Origin of the sequence: Sinorhizobium kostiense (genome assembly GCF_017874595.1) — a bacterium.
GTDB lineage: Bacteria > Pseudomonadota > Alphaproteobacteria > Rhizobiales > Rhizobiaceae > Sinorhizobium > Sinorhizobium kostiense.
Genome location: NZ_JAGILA010000001.1, coordinates 1,079,332 through 1,102,047 on the forward strand (window position 1 = coordinate 1,079,332; position 22,716 = coordinate 1,102,047).

General features: G+C 63.3%; 17 protein-coding genes. 9 read left to right on the plus strand and 8 right to left on the minus strand.

What is annotated here, in order from left to right; genetic code table 11:
- Positions 1-8 precede the first annotated feature (8 nt).
- From J2Z31_RS04850 to J2Z31_RS04875, 6 genes are all read right to left on the minus strand, one after another.
- On the minus strand, positions 9-5,465 hold the full coding sequence (locus tag J2Z31_RS04850; RefSeq protein ID WP_234939251.1) for an alpha-2-macroglobulin family protein: 5,457 nt from the start codon (positions 5,463-5,465) through the stop codon (positions 9-11).
- A gap of 120 nt (positions 5,466-5,585) precedes the next feature.
- Complete coding sequence (locus J2Z31_RS04855; protein ID WP_209600726.1) at positions 5,586-6,323, minus strand: aspartate/glutamate racemase family protein; 738 nt, start codon at positions 6,321-6,323, stop codon at positions 5,586-5,588.
- 6 nt (positions 6,324-6,329) lie between these two features.
- The gene (locus J2Z31_RS04860) at positions 6,330-7,151 is read right to left on the minus strand and encodes an ABC transporter permease (RefSeq protein WP_209600727.1); all 822 of its coding nucleotides are present in this window, start codon (positions 7,149-7,151) and stop codon (positions 6,330-6,332) included.
- Position 7,152: 1 nt separating this feature from the next.
- Positions 7,153-8,067, minus strand: a complete 915-nt coding sequence (locus J2Z31_RS04865; RefSeq protein ID WP_209600728.1) for an ABC transporter permease — start codon at positions 8,065-8,067, stop codon at positions 7,153-7,155.
- A gap of 162 nt (positions 8,068-8,229) precedes the next feature.
- Entirely contained in the window at positions 8,230-9,528 is a 1,299-nt protein-coding gene (locus J2Z31_RS04870; RefSeq protein WP_209600729.1) for an ABC transporter substrate-binding protein, read from the minus strand.
- Positions 9,529-9,608: 80 nt separating this feature from the next.
- Positions 9,609-10,694 (minus strand): ABC transporter ATP-binding protein, encoded by a 1,086-nt coding sequence (locus tag J2Z31_RS04875; protein ID WP_209600730.1) that lies wholly within the window; start codon positions 10,692-10,694, stop codon positions 9,609-9,611.
- 270 nt (positions 10,695-10,964) lie between these two features.
- Between J2Z31_RS04875 and J2Z31_RS04880 the strand changes: the two genes are divergently transcribed.
- The 7 genes from J2Z31_RS04880 (at position 10,965) to J2Z31_RS04910 (ending at position 18,110) form a co-directional block, all read left to right on the plus strand.
- Positions 10,965-11,675: a GntR family transcriptional regulator gene (locus J2Z31_RS04880; protein WP_209600731.1), complete on the plus strand. Its 711-nt coding sequence runs from the start codon at positions 10,965-10,967 to the stop codon at positions 11,673-11,675.
- A 104-nt stretch (positions 11,676-11,779) separates the two neighbouring features.
- The gene (locus J2Z31_RS04885) at positions 11,780-12,511 is read left to right on the plus strand and encodes a DeoR family transcriptional regulator (RefSeq protein WP_209600732.1); all 732 of its coding nucleotides are present in this window, start codon (positions 11,780-11,782) and stop codon (positions 12,509-12,511) included.
- 143 nt (positions 12,512-12,654) lie between these two features.
- Positions 12,655-13,659, plus strand: a complete 1,005-nt coding sequence (deoC, locus tag J2Z31_RS04890) for a deoxyribose-phosphate aldolase (RefSeq protein ID WP_209600733.1) — start codon at positions 12,655-12,657, stop codon at positions 13,657-13,659.
- 4 nt (positions 13,660-13,663) lie between these two features.
- Positions 13,664-16,048 carry an aldehyde dehydrogenase family protein gene (locus tag J2Z31_RS04895; RefSeq protein WP_209600734.1) on the plus strand — a complete coding sequence of 795 codons (2,385 nt, stop codon included), beginning with the start codon at positions 13,664-13,666 and terminating at the stop codon, positions 16,046-16,048.
- Between the two features lie 190 nt (positions 16,049-16,238).
- Complete coding sequence (locus J2Z31_RS04900) at positions 16,239-16,694, plus strand: RbsD/FucU family protein (protein WP_209600735.1); 456 nt, start codon at positions 16,239-16,241, stop codon at positions 16,692-16,694.
- A 68-nt stretch (positions 16,695-16,762) separates the two neighbouring features.
- On the plus strand, positions 16,763-17,191 hold the full coding sequence (locus J2Z31_RS04905) for an OsmC family protein (protein ID WP_209600736.1): 429 nt from the start codon (positions 16,763-16,765) through the stop codon (positions 17,189-17,191).
- A 118-nt stretch (positions 17,192-17,309) separates the two neighbouring features.
- Positions 17,310-18,110 (plus strand): dimethylarginine dimethylaminohydrolase family protein, encoded by an 801-nt coding sequence (locus J2Z31_RS04910; RefSeq protein ID WP_209600737.1) that lies wholly within the window; start codon positions 17,310-17,312, stop codon positions 18,108-18,110.
- A 55-nt stretch (positions 18,111-18,165) separates the two neighbouring features.
- Here the strand turns inward: J2Z31_RS04910 and J2Z31_RS04915 are convergent, their stop codons facing one another.
- Positions 18,166-19,224, minus strand: coding sequence for an adenylate/guanylate cyclase domain-containing protein (locus J2Z31_RS04915; RefSeq protein WP_209600738.1), 1,059 nt, complete (start codon positions 19,222-19,224; stop codon positions 18,166-18,168).
- 242 nt (positions 19,225-19,466) lie between these two features.
- On the opposite strand from J2Z31_RS04915, the gene J2Z31_RS04920 reads away from it, so the two are divergent.
- Entirely contained in the window at positions 19,467-19,916 is a 450-nt protein-coding gene (locus tag J2Z31_RS04920) for an SRPBCC family protein (RefSeq protein WP_209600739.1), read from the plus strand.
- A 139-nt stretch (positions 19,917-20,055) separates the two neighbouring features.
- On the opposite strand, the gene J2Z31_RS04925 is transcribed toward J2Z31_RS04920, so the two are convergent.
- Positions 20,056-21,429: an FAD-containing oxidoreductase gene (locus tag J2Z31_RS04925; protein WP_209600740.1), complete on the minus strand. Its 1,374-nt coding sequence runs from the start codon at positions 21,427-21,429 to the stop codon at positions 20,056-20,058.
- Positions 21,430-21,753: 324 nt separating this feature from the next.
- Between J2Z31_RS04925 and osmF the strand changes: the two genes are divergently transcribed.
- Positions 21,754-22,671, plus strand: a complete 918-nt coding sequence (gene osmF, locus J2Z31_RS04930) for a glycine betaine ABC transporter substrate-binding protein OsmF (protein WP_209600741.1) — start codon at positions 21,754-21,756, stop codon at positions 22,669-22,671.
- Positions 22,672-22,716 lie beyond the last annotated feature (45 nt).

Below are 22,716 nucleotides of genomic sequence, written 5' to 3' on the forward strand. Positions count from 1 at the left end.
CACGCTTCCTACTGGGCTGCCAGCACCTCCATGCGGCCGGTGGCGCTGCGGGCCGAGAATTGCGGCCGATACATATCCTCGACGTTTGCGGCCGGATGATCGTAGGTGCCCGGCGTCACGGCGCGCACGACATAGGCAAGCGTGATCTCGCGATTGTCGCCCGCCGATCGATCGAAAGCCGCGACGAAGCGATCGCTGCGGAACTCGGTATGGGCCGCTTGAACCTGGCCGACCCACTCGAAATTCGAGAGCTGGGCGCTGTCGACGAGGCTCGGATTGTCGATCTCGAAGCCTGCCGGGAGAAGGTCGGTGATCAGCACGCGCGAGGGCCAGGCATTGCTCTCTGTGACCTTGAGCACGACGACGTAGCGCTCGTTCTGCCGCGCCTGGCTGACATTGGCCTCCACGCCGTCCAGCGTGTAATAGGTCCGCTCGATCGAGAACCCGTCGCCACTGGCCGATAGCGGTTGAGCCGGAGCCGCAACGGTCGTCACAACAGCGGATACCGCGTCCGATCCGTTGTTGCGAATGACAACCGGATGCTCGATCAGCGCCTCGCCGGAAATGTGCGCGGCATAGCTGCCCGTGCGCTGTGCGCCGTTCACCTCCAGCCGCATGTCCTGATCGCCACCCTGGATCGCCCGCGCGGCAAGCAGCATCCATGTCTGCTCCTGGGTGCTCGTATATTTCGCCTCCTGCCATTCTTTCGCGACGATCTTGGAAAGCTCGGGAATGATCGGCGGCACTGGCCGGGTTTCGGCAGCAAGCGCCAGCACCGCGGCATCGTCGCGAAGTGAAGAACCGTAGTCCGAGCGGGCGAGGCTGACATTGACGAGGCCCGTCGACATGTTCGCCGCGGCTGCGAAAATGTCCTGCGAGCGCTGGCCATCGCCGTAGAGCGCTAGTGCGGCGGCGATATGCGCCTTCGCAAGCGGGGTAGGGAAGTCGCCGAGCATCGTGTCGGCGTAGTAGCGCAGATCACTGATCGCCGCCTTGCGGTTGCGCGCAAGCACATAGAGCGCATAGGCGATCTCGTTGCCGCGGTCCTTGACATTGGTCTCGTAGCTCAACGCATTCTGCAGGTTTTCGAGCGCCTGAACCATCGACTGCTCGGGCACCTCATATTTCTGTTCGCGTGCGCGGGTCAGGAAATCGGTGACATAGGCGTCGAGCCAGAGATCGCCGTATCCCGGACTCCAGAGGCCAAAACTTCCGGATGAAGATTGATAGGACAGCACGCGGTAGATCGCTTCCTGCACGCGCTTGCCAACGGCGTCGTCCTCTGCAAGCCCTGACTGCTTCGAGAGCTCGCTCAAATAGAGGAGCGGCAGGGCGCGGCTCGTGGTCTGCTCGGCGCAGCCATAGGGATAGCGGTCAAGCGTCATCAGAAGTGCAGGGATGTCGAAGGCAGCCGAGCGCGCGACATTGAGGCTGACCGAGGCACCCTCGAGCACGCTGTCCGCCAGCAGCTGCTCGTCTATGGTGAGGCTGCTGCCGGCGGCCACCGACACCACCTGACGCTGGGTGACGGGCAGCGCGGCAGGGCGGACCGCAACGGCCAGCGCCTGTTCGAGCGATAGTCCTCCGGCATTCGAGAGATTGACCGTGACGATACCGTTGCCCGGGTGTTGACCCGCGAGCGGAAACGTTATCGTGGATTTGCCGCCGGCATCGAGTTGAATGGTCTCGGATGGCCCGTTCTGTTCGACGGTCACGGCACCATTGGTCGTCACCTGCAGCTGGTAGTCGCCGGCCGGGGCGTCCGTGTTGGCGATGTCGAGCCTGAACTCCGCCCGGTCTCCGGGCGCCAGGAATTTCGGCATGCTCGCGGTGACGACGACCGGATCGCGGATCACCACGTCCTTGGCCGCGTGGCCGACACCGGATTTCGTCCAGGCGACCGCCATCACGCGCGCCGTGCCGTTGAATTGCGGGATGCCGAAGCTGACATTCGCGCGGCCATCCGCGTCGAGCTTTACCGGGCCGGAGAAGAAGGCGACGAGCTTTTCGGTGGGCGGGCTCCCCTGCAGCGGCATCTGGCCGCCGTCGCCGCCGGTGCGCAGCCGTCCCGCGACGCCGAGCGAGCCGTCGATCAGGCGGCCGTAGAGGTCGCGGATCTCGAGGCCGAGCTGCCTCTGGCCGAAATACCAGCCGTCTGGATCCGGCGCCTCGTAGCGGGTGAGATTGAGGATGCCGACATCGACAGCCGCGATCGTGATATAGGCCTCTTCCGCAACGCCGTCGCCCTCGACCTTCACGCTGATGTCGAGCGGTTGACGCGGCGCCGCCTTGTCGGGAGGTTCGATAGCGACGGCGAGTTTGCGCTCCGCCGGGTCGACGGCGAGCCACTTGATGCCGATGGCGCGCATCGGCATGCGGCTTTCTCTTGCATCGCCAGGACGGTAGAGCGTCGCGGTGACGTAGGCGCCGGCGCCCCAGTCGGCCGTCACCGGCAGTTCCACCTCGCCGCCTGCCTCGGTAATGGTCGCGCTCTCCGTCGCGATCAGCTTTTCCGTGCCGACGGTCACCAGCAGTTCGCCGGCAAAGCGCGGCGAGACCTTGAGCTTGGCGGTGTCGCCGATGGCATAGTTCTCCTTGTCGAGCGCGATCTCGAGCCCGTCCGGCGTCTCTGTCGACGTCGCCTCGACGTACCAGCCGGCGTCGAATTCGACGCTGGAGGCCGGGCCATCCGCTGCTGCCGTTTCGACCTCCAGTCGATAACGGCCCCAGCCGACCGGCACGGCGATCTCGGCGCCATCTTCGCCCAAGTCTATCGTTCCGTTCGCCACCTGTTTAGTGGAGATGACCGGTTCGTATTTCCAAGCGGTTCCTTCCCGGTACCATTGGTAATTGCGCTCGACGCTGATCAGCTTCCAGAGCGCGCCTGGCATCGATACTTTCGCCCCGCCCGGGGCTATGGCGATGACGCGGAACTTGCCGACCGAATTCTCGGCGAGATCGCCGGAAAATTCCGGCTTGATGCCGATCATCGGGGTTTCCGCTCTCACAGGCAACGTCAGAGAGCGCTCGACCGCGCGTCCGCCGCCTTCGCGCATGCGGACGGTCACTTTGGCGTTCAGCAATTGGGTGGTCGAGGGCACCTCGCCGAGGTCCACGGCGAAGACGGCCTTGCCGTCCTGGTCGAGTGGCTCAAGTCCGTCGAGCGGCACGCGGATCTCCTCGCTTGCCTCTTCGTCGGCGAGTCCGAACAGGTAACCCTTGAAAGCTTCGCGCTCACGCGTCGGTTTGACCGAGACCTCGCCCTCGAGCATGAGCCCCGCGGCCGGCGCGCCATAGAGGAACCGGCCATCGACGGCGACCTCTATGGGTGTGCCGACCGCGATCTCCTTGGCTTCGCTCGTCAGGTCGAACTCGGTGCGGTCCGGAACGAAGTCGTCGACGAGGAACTGCTTCTCGCCGATGGCCGAGCCTTTCGGGTCAGCGAAGATCTGCATCGTCCAGGTGCCGCGCATGGCGTTTTCCGGGATCGGCAGATCGAGCGCATGACCGCCGAGCTTGCCGCCATTGCTGACGAGGCGCCTGTCCTCGACCCCGTCGGGCCGCAGGAAGACGAAGGTGAGCGGCAGGTTCTCGATCGCCTCGCCATTCACGTCGCGGGCAAGCGCGGCCGCATGCACCGTCTCGCCGGCGCGATAGATGCCGCGCTCGGTCCAGGAGAAAATGTCGATCGCGCCAGGTGCGGCGCGTCCGGTGACGCCGCGGTCGGAAAGATCGAAGCCAGCGCGGGTCATATCGAGGAAGACAAAGTCGTCGTCGCCCTTTTGCGCGGTGATCACCGCCGGCGTCATGCTCGCCGTGCCCCGGATCAGCCCGGCATCGAACGTCGCACGTCCTTCTGCGTCCGTTGTCGCGGTGCCGAGCAGCTCGTTGTTCTTGGCGACGAGTTGCAGTCGGACGTCGCCGAGCGGCTTGGCGCTGGCAAGCGACCGGATAAAGACCGAGAGCCCATCCGTGCCGGCATAGGTCGAAATTCCGACGTCGGAGACGACGAACCATTGCGTCGCGCGCGCATCCCATTCCTGGTTGAGGCCGTTGGTCGCGGCGGCTGTCAGCACGTAGACGCCGGGCTTGCGCTCGGGCAGCGCCTCATCCAGGGGGAAGCTCGTTACCACTTCCTTGTTGAGCTCGGTTTCGATGTCGATGCTGCCCTGCCAGACGAGCTCGCCGCTCTCGTCCTCGATACGCTGGGCGTTATAACCGTCGATCTGGGTCAGGAATTGCGAACTGGTGAGCAACGACGCAATGTTGCGGTCACCGATGCGGTAGAGCTTGAGGTCGGCGCTCTCGCTATTCACCGAAACGATCGGAATGCCGCGCCGTGCGGTCGACGGCAGCACGAAGCTGTCGCCGGTGAAGCGCACCATCGGCGCCCGGTCCTTGACATAGAGGTCGAGGCTGACCGGCGTTTCGATGATCTCGTCGACGGAGGAGGGCAGCCCCGGGCGCAGCGCCAGCTTGTAGCGTTTGCCGTGTATCAATCCCTCGACGCAGATCTCGGCGCCCTTGGCTTCGACCGCCTTTGGCGCCGTGCCGTCGAGCGTCACGAAGGACGCGTAATCGGGACCGTTTTTCAGGAGCGGCTCGGAGAACTGAACGCAGGCGCGCGGGCTGGCGCCGTCGGCATCGATGGTGTGACCGGTGACCCGGAACCCCTGCCGCGCCTTGAGGTCGAGATAGGCGGTCTCTACGGTCTTCGCCTGCACGAGTTCTAGGCTTGCCTTGTAGGCGCCGAGCGCGGCGCGAAAGTTCTCCGAGTTTTCGAGGGCCCGGGCGAGGACGGCAAGTGCGTCGGCGCGGCTTTCGGTCGTGCGCGTCAACTGGTAGGCGTTGAGCGCGGTGAGCGCCGCCTCGCTCGCCATGTCCGTGCCGCTGGTGAAGCGGTTCGCGGCGCGGGCCGTTTCCAGCCACAGTTGAGCATCGTCCGGGGCGATCGCCAGGGCGCCGCGAAAGGCCTTGAGTGCGCTAACGAAGTTGCCGGCTGTCAACGCGACGCGCGCCGTTTCGATCAGCCCATTGATGCCGAAACCGAGCTGATCGTCGGCCAAGGCGAGATTTGCCTTTACGTCGCGCGCCTGCTGCAGGAGGTCATCCGAAATGAACGACAGGCGGGGCGGGGCGCCGATATCGATTTCGCCGGTCGCGGTTTCGACGATCTTACCGGCGATCGCGCCGTTGAATGTATTCAGCTGGTTGAAGTCGGACTTGAGGAAGCACCATTTCACCTTGGGATTGTAGGTGAAGGCCCTGCAGGAGCGATCGGCGATGCAGCTGGCCTGGCACTGATCCAGCGAGACGTTCTGCTCGGTGCGCAGGTCGAAGCCGAAATAATCGGCATCGCTGGTGATCTCGATTTGTCGCTGAGATTCGGCGGCTGCTGCGGGCGTCCCGAGGGGAATGAGCGTGAGAAGAAAAGTGGAAAGGCCGAGAAACGCGCGCACCGACATGATGTCCTCCCAAGGCTGCCCGCTTCGAGTGAGCATCACTCTTCCAACCTTCCCCAAGCATTGTCAACCGAGCATTAAACAATGCCACTGTTGCAACCATAGGCACTGGTCGGCGGAAGGTCATGAGGGTCTCGGCGCGAAGGCGCTCATTGCCCCGGTATAGATTTTCGGAAGCGGTGCGGCATAGGAGCTGCGCTTGCTGGTCCGAAGTCCCTGCGCGACCAGCGCCTCGGCTTGTTTGACCGCCGCCGCCACGCCGTCGATCACCGGCACGCCGTATTCCCGTTGAAGCGACCGGGCGAGATCGGCCATGCCGGCGCAGCCGAGCACGATCGCCTCAGCGCCGTCGTCCTGGAGTGCGCGCTCTATCTCGCGCATGAGCTTGTGGAGCGCGCCGGAGCCTTCGTCCTCCAGTTCCAGGACCGGAATATCGGCGGCGCGGACTTTCGCCCGCGCGCCCATGCCGTAATGCCGGACCAGGTTCTCGATGAGAATACGGGAGCGTTCGAGCGTCGTGACGACGGTGAAGCGCTGGGCGACAAGGGCCGCGGTCATCACCGCGGTTTCGCAAAGCCCGACGACCGGAATATCAGCCAGCGCCCGGGCGGCCTCCAGCCCCGTATCGTCGAAGCAGGCGATGACGGCGGCATCCGCACCCGCGGCCTCGCCGTCGCGGATTTCCATGAGCAGGCCGGGTACCGCGACCGCCCCGTCATAGTGTCCCTCGATCGATGCCGGCCCGCTCTTCGAGGTGGCGGCGATGATTTCGGTGCCGTGCCCGGCCACTGCTCGCGCAGCCTCTGCTGCCTTTTCGGTCATCGAGACGGTGGTATTGGGGTTGACGATTAGAATGCGCATCGATTGTCAGCTTGTCTTTGCTTGCCGGCGCCGGAGCACGAGGATGATCGCGAGCGCGACGAGGATGATTGTGAAGGAGAAGAGCGTCGTGACCGTGCCGAGCGCGTATAGCACCGGCGTCGTCACATTGGTGGTCATGGCGTAGATTTCGAGCGGCAGCGTGTTGTAGGTGCCGGAGGTCATCAGCGTGCGGGCGAACTCGTCATAGGAGAGGGTGAAGCCGAAGAGGCCGACGCCGATGAGGCTGGGGGCGATCATTGGCAGCACCACATGGCGGAAGGTTTGCCAGGGCGTGGCACCGAGATCGCGCGCCGCCTCCTCATAGGCAGGCGAGAAGCGGTTGAAGACGGCGAACATGATCAGCACGCCGAAGGGCAGCGTCCAGGTCAGATGCGCGCCGAAGCCCGAGGAATGCCAGGCGGGCTTCAGCCCCAACTGCTGGAAGACGACGCCGATACCGAGCGAGATGATGATCGAAGGCACGACGAGGCTCGCGACGGTCAGGTAGAACAGCGCGGTGGAACCGCGGAAGCGATTTCGGAAGGCGAGCCCCGCGAGCAGCGCCACGACGACATTCGCCACCATCACCATCAGCCCGAGCGCGAAGGAACGTCGGAACGAGGCACCGAAATCTCCGACCGCCTGCTTCTCGAAGAGATTGTAGAACCAATGCAGCGATACGCCGTTCAGCGGGAAGGTGAGGCCTCCATCCGGCCCCTGGAAAGACAGGATGAGGATGGCTGAGAGCGGGCCGTACAGAAAGAGGACGAACAGCGCGAAAAAAGCTGCGAGAATGTGGAATTCCTTGGATCGTGTCTCGCGGGTCATGTCAGAGTTCCTTCCGGATATCGACGACCCGGAGGATGGCGGCCACCATCAACAGGACCACGAACAGCAGCACGACGGCGTTGGCGGCGGCGGCGGGATATTGCAGCAGCGACATCTGGTTCTTCATCATCAGCGCGACCGATGCGCTCTGGCCGCCGGACATGACCTGCACGGTCGAGAAATCCGCCATCACCAAAGTCACCACAAAGATCGAACCGATGGCCATGCCGGGTTTTGCGAGCGGCAGGATCACGTTCCAGAGCACCTGCCAGTCGGACGCGCCGCAGTCGCGCGCCGCCTCGATCAGCGAGCGGTCGATGCGCATCAACGTATTGAATATCGGCGTTACCATGAACAGCGTGTTGAGGTGCACCAGGGCGAGCACGACCGCGAAATCGGAATAGAGCAGCCACTCGATCGGCTCGGGGACGATGCCAAGCTTGATCAGCGCCGAATTGACGAGGCCGTTGCGGCCGAGAACCGGAATCCAGGAGATCATCCGGACGATATTCGAGGTGAGGAAGGGGACGGTGCAGACGAGGAAGAGCACCATCTGCATCGTCGTCGTGCGGATGTGGAAAGCAAGGAAATAGGCGACCCCGAAGCCGATCACGAGCGTCAGCGCCCAGGTGAGCACGGTAAACTTAAGCGTATTGAGATAGGTCTTCCAGGTGACCCAGGAGCCGAGCGTGTCGGTGTAGTTCATCGTCAAGAAATCGGGATAGAGGCCGGCGAAGTCGTAATCCCAGAAGCTGACGACGATGATCATCAGGATCGGCAGGATGAAGAAGAAACCAAGGATCAGCAGGAGAGGCGTGGCCTGGAGATAGCATATGGCGGCAAACGGCAGCCGAAGACCGCGGCTTCGCCCTCGCCCGATCCTCTCATTCGGTTCTGTGGAAGCGATCATTGCCATCTGCCGTCCTTCCGGGAGATTGCGGAAACCTCTGTGGTGGAGGAGGAGCCGAAAGACCCCTCCCCAACCCTCCCGCAAGGGGAGGGAGCTTTCGTGCCGCACCCTCACCGAACTTCTCCCCTTTTGTGGGAGGCTTGGGGAGGGGAATGCGGTGGAGCAGCCTTACGCCGCGATGAACTCGTTCCAGCGGCGGACCATGTAGCGGTCCTCGTCCATCACCGAGTTCCAGCAGGCGACCTTGCCCATGCGTTCCTCGAAGGAGCCGCCATCGCGGACGGCGCCGGCCTTTTCCATGACCTTGCCTTCCGGCGAGAGGATGTCGCCCTTGGCGGGCTTGCCTTCGACCCAGAAGCCCCATTCGTCCTCGGACATGTGGGCCTTGGCTGTTTCCATGGCGGCCGAATAGTAGCCCTGGCGGTTGAGGTAGGCGCCGACCCAGCCCGAGAGATACCAGTTGATATATTCATAAGCGGCATCGAGCTGTGCGCCCTGGAGGTGGGCTGCCAGGCCGAGACCGCCGCCCCAGGCACGGTAGCCCTCTTTGAGAGGCTGGTATTTGCAGGCGATGCCCTTCGAACGAACGGCGGCGACGGCCGGCGACCACATCGACTGGATGACCACCTCGCCGGATGCCATCAGGTTGACGCTTTCGTCGAAGGACTTCCAGAAGGCGCGGAACTGGCCGTCCTGCTTGGCCTTGATCAGGAAGTCGATGGTCTGGTCGATCTCTTCCTTCGTCATGTTGCCCTTGTCGGCATATTTGAGGTTGCCCATGGCTTCCATGATCATCGCGGCATCCATGATGCCGATCGATGGGATGTTGAGGATCGCCGTCTTGCCCTTGAAGGCCGGGTCCATGATGTCGGCCCAGCTGGTGATCTCGCGTCCGACGAGGTCCGGACGGATGCCGAGGGTGTCGGCGTTGTAGATGGTCGGGATCAGCGTCATCCACTGCGTCGGCGCCTTGGCGAAGGTTTTCGAATCCTGCGCCTCGACGAAGCCGACCGTGTGCGGCGCGGTGCCTTGCGCGATGACGCTCTCCGGCTTCAGCTTGCCGTCGATGAAGAGCGGCACGATCTTGTCGTAATACTTGATCTTCGAGACATCCATCGGCTGCATGACGCCGCTCGGAAAGACCTTCTTGGCGATCCAGTATTCGATATCGGCGATGTCGTAGGAGTCCGGCTGGGTGACGGCGCGCTGTGCAGCGGCGTCGGAGTCTGTTGCAGTCATCTCCAGCGTGATGCCGAGGTCTTCCTTGCACTTCTCGGCGATCGCATTGATGTTCGAGACGCCGGTGCCGAACTGGCGCAGCGTGATCGGGTTGTGCGCCCAGATCGTCGGGAAGCCGGTAATGGCGCCCGAGCCGGCGATTGCGCCGACCGCGGCGGCGCCGGTTTTCAACAGCGAGCGGCGTGAAATGCCCTTGGCGGGCGTCGAAGTCTTGGTTTCAGTCGTCATGCTTTCGTTCCCCTTTTTGCTGGTGCATGGTTTGGATAGGGCGGGATCGGGCGTTAATTCGCCGCTTTCTTGTCCCCGCATCAGGCTGATACGAGGCCGAGGGGGATCACGTCCTCCAAGGCCCAACTCAAAGACACCGCGTCGCCGGTCGCCACCGGTTTCCTGAAATAATCGCCATCGGAAATGACGACGGTGAAGTCCTCGCTGCCGGCGCCGATGACGGCGATCTTCACCGAAGCGCCGCGGTACTCGATATTCGAGACGATGCCTTCAAAGCCGAGCGACTTGTCCGAAGTCCGCTCGAGGCGCACGCGATCGGTGCGGATGCCAATGTCGATCGGTTTTCCGATCTCCGCGATGTCGCGAACCTTGAACGTGTGGCCTTGCGGCACCGTCACCGAGACGATGCCGTCCTCGATCGATGTCACGCGCCCAGAGATCACATTGTGGTCGCCCATGAAGCGGGCGACAAAGGCGGTGGCGGGCTTTTCGAAGACGGTGCGCGGGGCGGCCGCCTGCTCGATGCGGCCGTTGTTCATGACGACGATCAGGTCGGCGAGCGCCATCGCCTCTTCCTGGCTATGCGTCACATGCACGAAGGTGATGCCGAGAGACTTCTGCAGCTTTTTGAGCTCCGCTCGCATGCGGATCTTCAGGAAGGGATCGAGGGCGGAGAGCGGCTCGTCGAGGAGCAGCGCTTCCGGGTTGGTGATGAGCGCACGGGCGAGTGCCACGCGCTGCTGCTGACCGCCGGAAAGTTGCGAGGGGCGTCGCGCCGCATAGGCCTCCATTTGCATCAGCGTCAGCATCTCGAGCGCCTTGGCGCGGCGCTCGTCTCTTGCGACGCCCTTCATCTTCAGGCTGAAGGCGACATTGTCGACGAGGTCGAGATGCGGAAACAGCGCATAGGACTGGAACATCATCGCTGTGCCGCGCCTGGCGGGCGGGAAGTCGGTAACGATGGTGCCGCCGAGGCGGATATCGCCGGCGGTGATGCCTTCATGGCCGGCGATCATGCGCAGCGTCGAGGTCTTGCCGCAGCCGGAAGGTCCGAGAAAGCAGCAGTAGCTTCCCGCGGGAATTTTCAGGCTGATGGTGTCGACCGCCGTCGACGTGCCGTACACCTTGGAAACGGAAGCGATGTCGATCTCTGCTGCCTTGGGCATGGTTTGGTGTTCTCCTTGCAACGGAGAAGAAGCATCAAGCGTGCCAGTTTGCTAAAGGGCTGTTTTTCCAGAGATCTGAACCGTATGCTCGGCCGGTCGATGGGGCAGGTGGGATTGTTTGCACAAAATATAGGCGTTTGTCTCAGGAACATGCCTATTATCGTATACAATCTAGTGATTGAATTGGTTGCAAGTGGCAGTTAACTTCTGCTGCGGCACGCGCTACGGTCGAGCGCTCGAATGTTCGCTCCCTTTGGATTCGCAAGGCTTATGACTTCCACCAATCCAGTTTCGGCGGACCCCGCCAACGACATCGACGCCCAGCATATCCGGGACGCGATCCGCGATGCGATCGTCGAGCGCCGGCTGGCCCCGGGCACCAAGCTCTCCGAGAACGACGTCGGTGGCCTGTTCAACGTCAGCCGCACTCTGGTGCGAGCCGCACTGCAGGCGCTTTCCTACGAGGGGCTCGTCAACGTCGAAAAGAACCGCGGCGCCTTCGTCGCCCATCCCTCGATAGCCGAGGCGCGGCAGATCTTTGCGACCCGGCGGCTGCTCGAACCGGTCGTCCTGCGCGAGGCGGCGCGACACATCGGCAAGCCCGAGATCAAACGGTTGCGGCTGTTGCTCGCGGACGAGGAGCGGCTGACCCGCGAGCGCGGCGCCTCCGCCCGGCGTGCCGAGATCAAGGCCTCCGGCGACGTGCATCTGGCGATAGCAGAAATGACCGGAAATGCCATCCTCAAACGCTTCATGGACGAACTCGTCGCCCGCTCCTCTCTCGTCATAGCGCTTTACGGCCAGTCGGTGGTTTCGAGTTGCGGCCATAGCGAGCACCAGCGGATCGTCGACGCGCTGGAGAGAAACGACGTCGACACGGCTTGTGAGTTGATGCTCGAACATATCGATCATATCGAAGCGGACCTCGATCTTCGTCCGGCGACCAAGAGCAGCAATCTCAAGGACGCCTTTGGTCTGTGAGGTTCAGGCGCTACGGAGGTCGACGTGCCTTGCTTGCGGGACCTGCTTTGTGATATTTCTCACAAAAGTTAACAAACCCGGCAAGTCGCTGCTCCGGAAGGACCATGGCCAACCGCAAGGCAACTCGGATCACAACTTTGGCGGACGCGCTTTCGGCGCGGCGGGTGTTGCATTTGAAGGATGCGGCCGCGCTTCTCGGTGTGTCGGAGATGACCGTCCGCCGCGACATTGCTGACAATCCCGCTCTGTTCGGCTATCTCGGAGGTCACATCGTCCCGGCCGCCGACATTGACGGCGACGCGCCCTACGAGCTTGCGCGCGCCGCCGACAGCCATGCCGCAGCAAAGCGGGAAGCTTCCGCGCACGCGGCGAACTACATCCGCCCGGACGAGACGATCTTCATCGATTGCGGCACGACGCTCGAATATCTCGTCGACCTCGTTCCGGAAAATTATCCGGTCACAGCAGTATGTTACGCGCTGAACACAGCCCAGCAGCTGGCGCGCAGGCGAAACGTGCGGCTGATACTCCTGGGCGGTGTCTACCATCCGTCCTCGGCTTCCTTTTCCGGCGATGCCGGGCTGGAGACGCTGGATCAGCTCGGCATCAACGTCGCTTTCCTCTCCGCGGCAGGCGTCGACCTCGCGCGCGGCGCGAGCTGCGAGCATTTTCATGAGGTGCCAATCAAGCAGAAGGTCATATCGATGGCTCGCGAAAACTACCTGGTGGTGGACAGGAGCAAGATCGGCAAGCTGAAGCCTGCCTTCTTCGCGCGGATGAGCGCCTTCCGGTCCATGATCACGGAAGAAGGGGAATCTACGATCCGGGGGATCTGAGGTATGCTGGCCGCCAGGTTGGTCTAGCCGTCGCTTGACTCGGTCGAATGGTGATGGAATTATAACAAAAGATAGAAATATCACAAACAGCCGACCACGGCGAGTGGGTGCCGGCGATGGAACAAAGCCCGAGGAGTAGTCGCTTGGAGGAGCTTGCTCAGAGAACTGCGGTTCCCGCTCCCGCCGGTGCGGGGCACAATTGGCCGCGCAATCACGGGATCGACCTTGACCTTGCCTGGGTGCTGGACCAGCGAATCAATCTTTCGGCTGCGGAGCGGCGCGTGGCGACGCTGCCGGGCCGGCGAACGGTCAAGAAGGATGCGCAGGCCGCCTGGCTCCTGAAGGCGGTGACTTGCATCGATCTGACCACCCTTAATGGCGACGACACGACCGAGCGTGTCAAGCGCCTCTGCGCCAAGGCGCGCCAGCCGGTGCGCCAGGATATTCTTGATGCCCTCGGCATGGGCGATCGCGGCATCACGACCGGTGCTGTCTGCGTCTACCATCGCTTCGTTTCGACTGCCGTCGAAGCGCTTGCGGGCTCCGGCATTCCCGTTGCCGCGGTTTCGACCGGTTTTCCGGCCGGGCTCGTGCCGCACGACGTCAAGCTCAGGGAAATCGAGGCGTCGGTTGCGGATGGCGCGCGTGAAATCGACATCGTCATTACCCGCGAGCATGTGCTGAGCGGCAATTGGCAGGCGCTTTATGACGAGATGCGCGATTTCCGCGAGGCCTGCGGCGATGCGCATGTGAAGGCGATCCTGGCGACCGGTGATCTCAAGACGCTCCGAAATGTCGCCCGTGCCTCGCTCGTCTCAATGATGGCCGGCGCCGACTTCATCAAGACTTCGACGGGCAAGGAGGGTGTCAATGCGACGCTGCTCGTGACCCTCGTCATGCTCAGGATGATCCGCGCCTATCAGGAGCGGACGGGTATCAAGGTTGGCTACAAGCCGGCCGGCGGCATTTCCGCGGCGAAGGACGTGCTGAACTATCAGTTCCTGATGAAGGAAGAGCTTGGGCGGGAGTGGCTCGAGCAGGACCTTTTCCGGATCGGCGCATCGAGCCTGCTCGCCGACATCGAGCGCCAGCTCGAGCATCACGCCAGCGGCGCCTATTCGGCCCTCCACAGACACCCGATTGGATGAAGCGATGAGCGTCGCCAGGTTTTTCGACGAAATGTCCTATGGTCCCGCACCCGAAGCCGACACCGAGGCGCGCCAATGGCTTGCGCGCCACAGCGGCAAATTCGGCCACTTCATCAATGGTACCTTTGTCGCTTCAGCGTCGGGAAAGACATTCGACAGCTTCGAGCCGGCGACCGGCACACTTCTCGCAAAGGTGGCGCTCGGAGGAGCTGAGGACGTGAACGCCGCCGTGGCCGCCGCGCGCAAGGCGCAAGGTCCCTGGGCCAAGTTGCCCGGCCATGCCCGTGCCCGTCACCTTTACGCGCTTGCCCGGATGATCCAGCGCCATGCGCGTCTGATAGCCGTGGTCGAAGCGCTCGACAATGGTAAGCCGATCCGTGAAACCCGTGACATCGACATCCCGCTGGCTGCGCGCCATTTCTATCACCATGCAGGCTGGGCGCAGTTGCAGGAAACGGAATTCGCCGACCAAGTGCCGGTCGGCGTCGTCGGCCAGGTGATCCCGTGGAATTTTCCGTTCCTGATGCTCGCCTGGAAGGTGGCGCCGGCGCTGGCACTCGGCAATGCGGTCATTCTGAAGCCGGCGGAGTTCACGCCGCTGACGGCGCTGCTCTTTGCTGAATTGGCGAGTGCGGCCGGGCTTCCGCCGGGTGTGCTGAACGTCGTTACCGGCGAGGGCGAGACGGGCGCGCTGATCGTCGAGCACGAGGATATCGACAAGATCGCCTTCACCGGCTCCACGGAAGTCGGGCGCCTGATCCGGGAGAAGACCGCCGGCAGCGGCAAGTCGCTGACTTTGGAGCTCGGCGGCAAGTCGCCCTTCATCGTCTTCGACGACGCTGACATCGACGGCGCGGTTGAGGGCGTTGTGGATGCGATCTGGTTCAATCAGGGCCAGGTCTGTTGCGCGGGCTCGCGGCTTCTGGTCCACGAAGGCGTTGCGCCGCTCTTCCATGAACGGTTGAAGCGGCGGATGGCGACGCTGCGCGTCGGGCAACCGCTCGACAAGGCCATCGACATGGCCGCTATCGTCGCTCCTGTGCAGTTGCAGCGCATCGAGGGCCTGATCGCACAGGGCGTCGCCGAAGGTGCGGCGTTGCACCAGCCGAAGATCGAGCTTCCGAAGGGCGGCAGCTTCTATCCCCCGAGCCTCCTCACAAACGTCCAGCCGACCTCGATCGTCGCGACGGAGGAGATTTTCGGGCCAGTCGCTGTTTCCATGACTTTCCGCACTCCGGAAGAGGCGATCCAACTCGCCAATCATTCCCGCTATGGGCTTGCCGCAAGCGTCTGGAGCGAGACAATCGGGCTGGCTCTGCATGTCGCGGCGAAGCTTGCCGCCGGCGTCGTCTGGGTCAATGCGACCAATCTTTTCGACGCATCGAGCGGCTTCGGCGGAAAACGCGAGTCCGGCTTCGGCCGTGAAGGCGGCAGGGAAGGCTGCTATGAATATCTGAAGCCCAAGGCCTGGCTCGGCCGCAAGCTGCGCCCCGAGCCTCCCCGGCCGGCGGCGAAACCGGCCGCGGGCGATTTCGCCATGCCGGCGCTCGACCGCACCGCCAAGCTCTTCATCGGCGGCAAACAGGCACGGCCGGACGGAAACTATTCGCGACCCGTGCTATCGCCGAAGGGCAAGGTGATCGGCGAGGTCGGCGAGGGCAATCGCAAGGACATCCGCAACGCCGTCGTGGCGGCGCGATCCGCCTCCGCCTGGTCCTCGGCAACGGCACACAACCGCGCGCAGATCCTCTATTATCTTGCCGAGAACCTGAGCGCTCGCGCGACGGAATTCGCCGACCGCATCGCCGCGATGACGGGCGCTTCCGCCGCCAGTGGCAAGGCGGAGGTCGAAGCCTCGATCGCACGTCTTTTCAGCTATGGCGCCTGGGCGGACAAATATGAGGGTAGCGTGCACCAGCCGCCCTTGCGCGGCGTGGCGCTCGCGATGCCGGAGCCGCAGGGCGTCGTCGGCGTCATCTGCCCGCCCGAGGCGCCGCTGCTTGCACTGGTCAGCCTGGTTGCGCCGCTGATCGCCGTGGGCAACCGCGTCGTCGCCGTTCCGAGCGAAGCACATCCACTTGCCGCGACCGATTTTTACTCCGTCCTCGAAACCTCCGATGTCCCGGCCGGGGTCGTCAACATCGTCACCGGCTCGGCCATCGATCTTGCGACGACGCTCGCCGCCCACAACGATGTCGACGCCCTCTGGGCCTTCGGGTCGCCGGAGCTATCCATGCTGGTGGAGAAGCTGTCAGTCGGCAATCTGAAGCGCACCTTCGTCGATTATGGCAAGGCGATCGACTGGATGGATCGGTCCGCCGCCGAGGGGCAAGCCTTTCTGCGCCGGGCGGTGGATGTGAAGAATATCTGGATCCCCTATGGCGAATAGTAATCACCTGCAGGCGTGGAGAGATGGAGACGCCTGTTGACGGCGGGCGCTACTGCATGTCTCCTTGATCGATCTCGATTAGGGAGACATGCATCGATTCAAAGTGCTACAGCGACTTTGCGCGTCCGATGAGACGCGCGGCGTTGTGGAAGCGGCCTGACGCCGCCAAGGTCCCTGGAGGAGGACAGGAATGCTCAAGAATATCGACCCGGCCCTTAACGCGGATGTGCTGCATGCGCTCCGCTCGATGGGGCATGCCGACACGCTGGTGATATCCGACACCAATTTTCCGTCGGATGCCATCGCGCGCCGGACGACCCGCGGCAAATTGCTGCGCATCGACAACGTCTCGGCCGCGAGGGCAATGAGGGCCGTTCTCTCGGTTCTGCCGCTCGACACGCCGCTGCAGCCTTCCGTCGGTCGCATGGAGGTGATGGGTGCACCGGACGAAATTCCGGCGGTACAACGGGAGGTGCAGGCTGAAGTCGACCGGGCCGAGGGCAAGCCGGCGCCGATGTACGGCATCGAGCGTTTCGCCTTCTATGAAGAGGCGAAGAAAGCCTATTGCGTCATCACCACCGGCGAGACACGATTTTACGGCTGTTTCCTTCTTACCAAGGGCGTCATCCCCCCGGAGCCGGATTGAAACGAGGGGGCGAAGCCCGGGATCACGATTCTGGAAATCAGCGCGGGATGCGAGCGGAGGAACCGAGCATGGCCGAGTTGAAAGTGAAGACGCGTCCGACGGGTGCAATCGCCGTTGTCGGCCGGACGGGCTTTCCCAATGTGACGTCGCTGTCGGGCGGCGTGCTCGACATCGTCACCAGCCCGTCGCAGCCGGGCTTCGGTCCGCTCGACCTTCTTTACGCCTCGCTTGCCGGCTGTCTGGTGTTGAGCGCCAGGCTCGCCGCGAGCCGCTTCGGTGTGCTCGACAGGGTTGTCGAGATATCCGCCAGGATCACCGGCGAAAAGGCGCATGACGAGCCGAGCCGTGTGGCGCGTTTCGACGTCGAGTTCGTCATCAAAGGCGATATCGACGACACCGTTCGACACGCGATTGCGAATGCCGCGGAAAACGAACTCTGCACCATCAGCAACACGCTGCGCGGCAGCCCGGAATTCGCAAGCACGGTCCACGGCTAGCTCCGAGCTTCAGCGCCCGCTTGGCTGCTGCACATTTTTTGCGCCTGGGCTACGCTCCACCTATTCGATTCGAGCGAACCGCTCCAACCAATCCACCCGAACCGCAGGTGCCGAAGGAATGTCGAAGCCACGCTCCGTCCATCATTTCACCGACGTCATTGTCCGCGCGCCTTCGCGCTCGGTCGTCAACGGCTTGCGCGCGGAGGACCGGGGCAGCCCGACCTATGAGGGCGTCAGGGGCGAACATGATGCCTATGTCGAGGCGATGCGCTCTGCCGGCGTCAGGGTAAGAAATCTGCCGCCGCTCGAGACCTTTCCGGACTCGATCTTCGTCGAAGATCCGGCGCTTGTCTTCACGGAGGGCGCGATTCTGCTGCGTCCCGGTGCGGCCTCACGCGTGCGGGAGGTGGAGGAAATCGCCCCGGCGCTGCGGGAGATGTTCGACACGGTGTTGGAGCTGCCTGTGGGATATGCGGACGGCGGCGACGTGCTGACGACCGGTGAAACCGTGATGATCGGCCTCTCGGCCCGCACCGACAGGGCGGGCGCCGAGGCACTGCAACTGTGCCTGGAAAAGCTCGGTCGCCGGAGCGAGATCGTCGCGACGCCGGAAGGCGTGCTTCATTTCAAGACCGATTGCTCGCTCCTTGATGACGAGACGATCCTTTGCACAAATCGTCTCGCGCGTTCGGGCGTGTTTGAGAGGTTCCGGCAGGTGATCATCCCGGAAGGCGAGGAGCCCGCGGCCAACGCACTTCGCATCAACGACGTCGTCATGGTCGGCTCCGATTTTCCCCGCACGATCGAGATGCTCGACAGGGCCGGCTACGCCGTCGTGCCGCTGAAGACGACGGAGATCGGCAAGATCGATGCTGGACTGTCCTGCATGTCGCTACGGTGGTTCAGCAAGACCATCTGAGGCGGCGCAAGACTGTTTAGCGCGTCGGCGCGAAAACCATGCCGGCGCGAGCCGTTCAAGCATCCGGCAAAGTGAAGACGGCGCAAGGCGCCGAGATACCGCGCAGCGCGTGGTCGCCAAGGGATACCAGCGTTGTGGAGATTTCGGCGGCGACCGCACCGGAGATCAGCACCGGCCTGCCGAGCGGCCGACACAGCCCCTCCAGCCGGCTGACCAGGTTGACGGCGGGGCCGATCGCGGTGAAGTCCAGCCGATCGGCCGCGCCAACATTGCCCCACAATATTTCGCCGAGATGCAGTGCCGTGCCGAAATTGAGCGGCGGAAGGTTCTGCTCCTGCCGCAGGGCATCAAGATGGGCCATCCCGGCGCGTGCGGCGACGACTGCGCGCAGCGCCGCCTCGCAGGCTTCGGCCGGCGTGTTCGTAACCGGAAAGATTGCCAGCACGCCGTCGCCAATAAGCTTCAGCACCTCGCCGCCGAAGGCGTGGATCGCACCCGCGACGCGGTCGAACCAGGCGTCGAGGAACTCGATCATCGCAGCCGGATCCGTGGTCTCGGATAGGGCGGTGAAGTTGCGCAGATCGGCATAGAGCAGGGCGGCGCGGATAACCTCTCCATCGCCCCGGCTGAGCGAGCCGCCCAGCACCCGGGCTGCACTGCGCCGGCCGAGATATGCCTCCAGCAGCGCTGCCAGTGCCACCCGTTCGGCCAAGGCGGCCAAGGGGGCCGCCGCAAAGCGCGCCGCCTGGCGCAGCCGATCGACCTCCATAGGACTGAATGTTCTGGTCCCGGCCCAACCGAGCACCAGCCTGTCCGGCACTCTCCCGATGGTATCCTCCTCCACCGGCCCAAGCCCGGCCAGCCAGTCGCGTCCTGCCTGATCGGGCGGGCTGCCGGCAAAGCCCAGAGCCTCGATCACCACCGCGGTCTCCGCTCGCCAAAGCCAGGTCCGACGAGCAATGACCGGATGCGGCACCGCAAGTGTGAGGGCGCCGCCGGCCAATGGAAGTCCATCGGCCAACAGCCGGCCACCGAGCTCGGCGAGGAAACGATCAGGATCCGGCGAGGCGACGGCTTCGTCCAACAGCCAGGCGAGGGGTGCGGGCAGGTCCATGCGGCGGATCATACCGCCATGGGCACGCGCCTGTCATCGGCGGTGGCACGACCGGCTCTGGTGGGTTATTATCGCGCTACAGCGCCGCGCGTCCCGCACATGCGCAAAAGTCGCTGCACTACTTTGAGACGCGGCATCTCTCCTCCAATCGAGGCGATCTGGGAGACGTGCAGCGGATCGATCCGGCGCCTGTCCAAATTCTTTCTATCTCCGGGCAAGCCGTGCAAACCATGGGGAGGCCGATGCAAGAGACCCTTGTCGTACGCCGTGAGACGCACATCGCGGCGCCGCCCGCCGCGGTGTTCGCCCTGTTGACCGATCCCGACAAGATCCTGCGCTGGATGGGAACGGAGGCTGAGGTCGAGCCGCATCCCGGCGGCCTGTATCTTGTCAATGTCACCGGCGCCCGTTGCGCCCGCGGGTCTTTCCGCGAAGTAGTTCCCGTGCATCGCCTGGTATATAGCTTCGGCTGGGACGACAGCGACATCGTGCCGCCGGCGTCGAGCCTGGTCGAGATCGACCTGATCGAAAAGCCGGACGGAACTTTGTTACGGCTGACCCACTCCGGCCTGCCCAATGAAGACCAATGCGCCGGCCATGCGGAGGGTTGGGCGCATTATCTCGACCGGCTGGGCGTGGCTGCCGCCGGAGGCGATCCGGGGCCTGACCCCTGGCACGGGCGCACGGGCTGAGAGTGATCGATTCCGACCCGTCGCACCTCCAGCGGCGCGCGTCCATCAGATGCGCAAAGTCGCTGTAGCACTTTGGATCGCTGCATGTCTTTGTCCTTAAATCGAGGTCGATTTGAGGAGACATGCAGGAGGTTCCGCCTTACGCCGGCGACATCGCCCCCAGCATGGTCGGGATCAGCTCCGTGACCGTCGGATGGATATGCATCGCCCGACTGATCGTCGTATATGGCTTCTTCGCATACATGATATCGAGGATGCTCTGGATCGCCTCGTCGCCGCCCGTCCCGAGGATGGCGGCGCCGAGGATTTCCTCCGTGTCGGCGTCGACGATCACCTTCATGAACCCTTCGGTTTCGCCCTTCTCGACCGCGCGCGCCACCCGTGTCATCGGCCGCGTGCCGATCAGCAGCTTGCGACCGCTCTTGCGCGCCTCCGTTTCCGTCATGCCGGCGCGGCCGAGCGGCGGATCGATGTAGAGCGCATAGGTCTGGATCCGGTCGCTGACCCGGCGCGGATCATTGTCGAGGAGGTTGGCGGCGACGATCTCGAAGTCGTTGTAGGAGGTGTGGGTGAACACGCCGCGGCCGTTGCAGTCGCCCATCGCGAAGATATGCGGCACGTTGGTGCGCAGGCACTCATCGACCTCGATATAGCCGCGCTCATCGATCTTGACGCCTGCCTTGTCGAGGCCGAGGTCGTCGGTATTGGGCTTTCGGCCCGTTGCGAGCAGCGCGTCGGAACCGACGATCTCCGGCTCGCCCGAAGTACAGTCGACGCCGGCAGCGATGCCGTCCGCGTGCTTCGCAAAGTGAATGCATTCCGCGGCGAGTCGGATATGGATGCCTTCCTTTTCGAGAATTTCGCGGATCGCGTCGGAGACCTCCGGATCTTCCCTGGCGATCAGGCGCGGGCTCTTCTCGATGACGGTGACTTCGGAGCCGAAGCGGCGGAACATCTGCGCGAATTCCAGCCCGATATAGCTGCCGCCGACGATAACGAGGTGTTGCGGCAGATGATCGATGTCCATGATCGAGCTGTTGGTGAGATAAGGGACATCATTGATGCCTGGCAGGTCGGGGACGGCCGCGCGGCCGCCGACATTCAGAAAGATCTGCTCGCCGGAAATCCGTTCGCCACCGATGCGCATCTCCCTTGGGCTCTCGAATTGTGCATGGCCTTCGAAGACGGTGCAGTTGTTCATGCCCTTGAGCCAATTCTCGACGCCGGTGCGGGAATCGAGCCGGATCTTCTCCTTGCGCGCCATGACGCGGGCGAAATCCACGGAAATGGGCCCGGTCGTCATACCGTACTCCGCGCCGCGGCGGGCCGTATGGATGGCATAGGCGCTTGCGACCATCGCCTTGGTCGGCGTGCAGCCGGTGTTGACGCACGTCCCGCCGAAAAGCTTGCGCTCGACGAGCGCCACGGATTTGCCCGCCTCCGTCAGTCGACCGGCAAGAGATGGTCCGGCCTGGCCGGCGCCGATGATGATTGCGTCGAAATGCGTGCTCATGACGATACCGTTCCATTGGCAGCTCAAGGGACCCGTGGACGGCTGCTAGGGAAGCATGTGGCTTTCAGCCGTCTCGGATCAGGCTGCGTGTTGTAGAAAATCGGCTTCTTGCGGGGCGGCCAAGATCGGCGCTAACGTGGACCCCGAGCAAGAGTGACCGACTTCGAATTCGAAAGCAAATTTACGGGCCTTCGCCTTTAAATCGCAGGATCGATGAGAGGGGCGATCTGTGTTTTGCCGAACCGTGCCATATATGGGATGGTCCGGCCGCGAACGGGGCATTCGGGTTTCGACAATGCGGTCTGTCAATCGAGGGAGAAAATCATGCGCCTGACCGTGGTTAAGACACTAATCGGTACCGCCTTGGCCTTTGCGATTACCGCTGCAGCCGCCGAGGCGGACGTCGTGGTTTCCTCGAAGATCGACACCGAGGGCGGTGTGCTTGGCAATATTATCCTCGCCGTCCTCAATGCCAACAACATAGCAACCACGGATCGCGTCCAACTCGGCGCGACGCCCGTCGTGCGCAAGGCGATCACCGCCGGCGAGATCGACATCTATCCGGAATATACGGGCAACGCCGCATTCTTCTTCGAAAAGGCCGACGATCCCGTCTGGAAGGACGCGGCCAAAGGATATGAACTTGCCAAGAAGCTCGATTACGACGCCAACAAGATCGTGTGGCTGACGCCGTCGCCCGCCAACAACACCTGGGCAATCGCCTTGCGCAAGGAGGTTGCCGACGAGAACAAGCTCAAGTCGCTGTCCGATTTCGGTAAATATGTGACGGGGGGCGGCAAGGTCGTGCTTGCGGCCTCCGCCGAATTCGTGAACTCGGCCGCCGCCCTGCCGGCATTCCAAAAGGCCTATGATTTCGCGCTGAAGCCGGAGCAACTGATCACGCTTTCGGGCGGCGATACGGCTGCGACCATTGCGGCTGCCGCCAACCAGACGAACGGAGCCAATGCGGCAATGGTCTACGGCACCGACGGCGGCATCGCGCCTTCCGGTCTCGTCGTTCTCGAAGACGACAAGAATGTGCAGCCGGTCTATCAGCCGACACCGATCATCCGCGAAGCGGCACTCAAGGAGAATCCGGAAATCGAGACGCTTCTGAAGCCGGTCTTCGAAAAGCTCGACCTGATGACGCTCCAGGAACTCAATGGCCGCGTGCAGGTGGGCGGAGAACCGGCCAAGGCCGTCGCCGAGGACTTTTTGAAAAAAAACGGCTTCTTGAAGTAAGTTGGCGAGAACGGGATGGGATAACGCCCGCTGAACAGGCGTCGC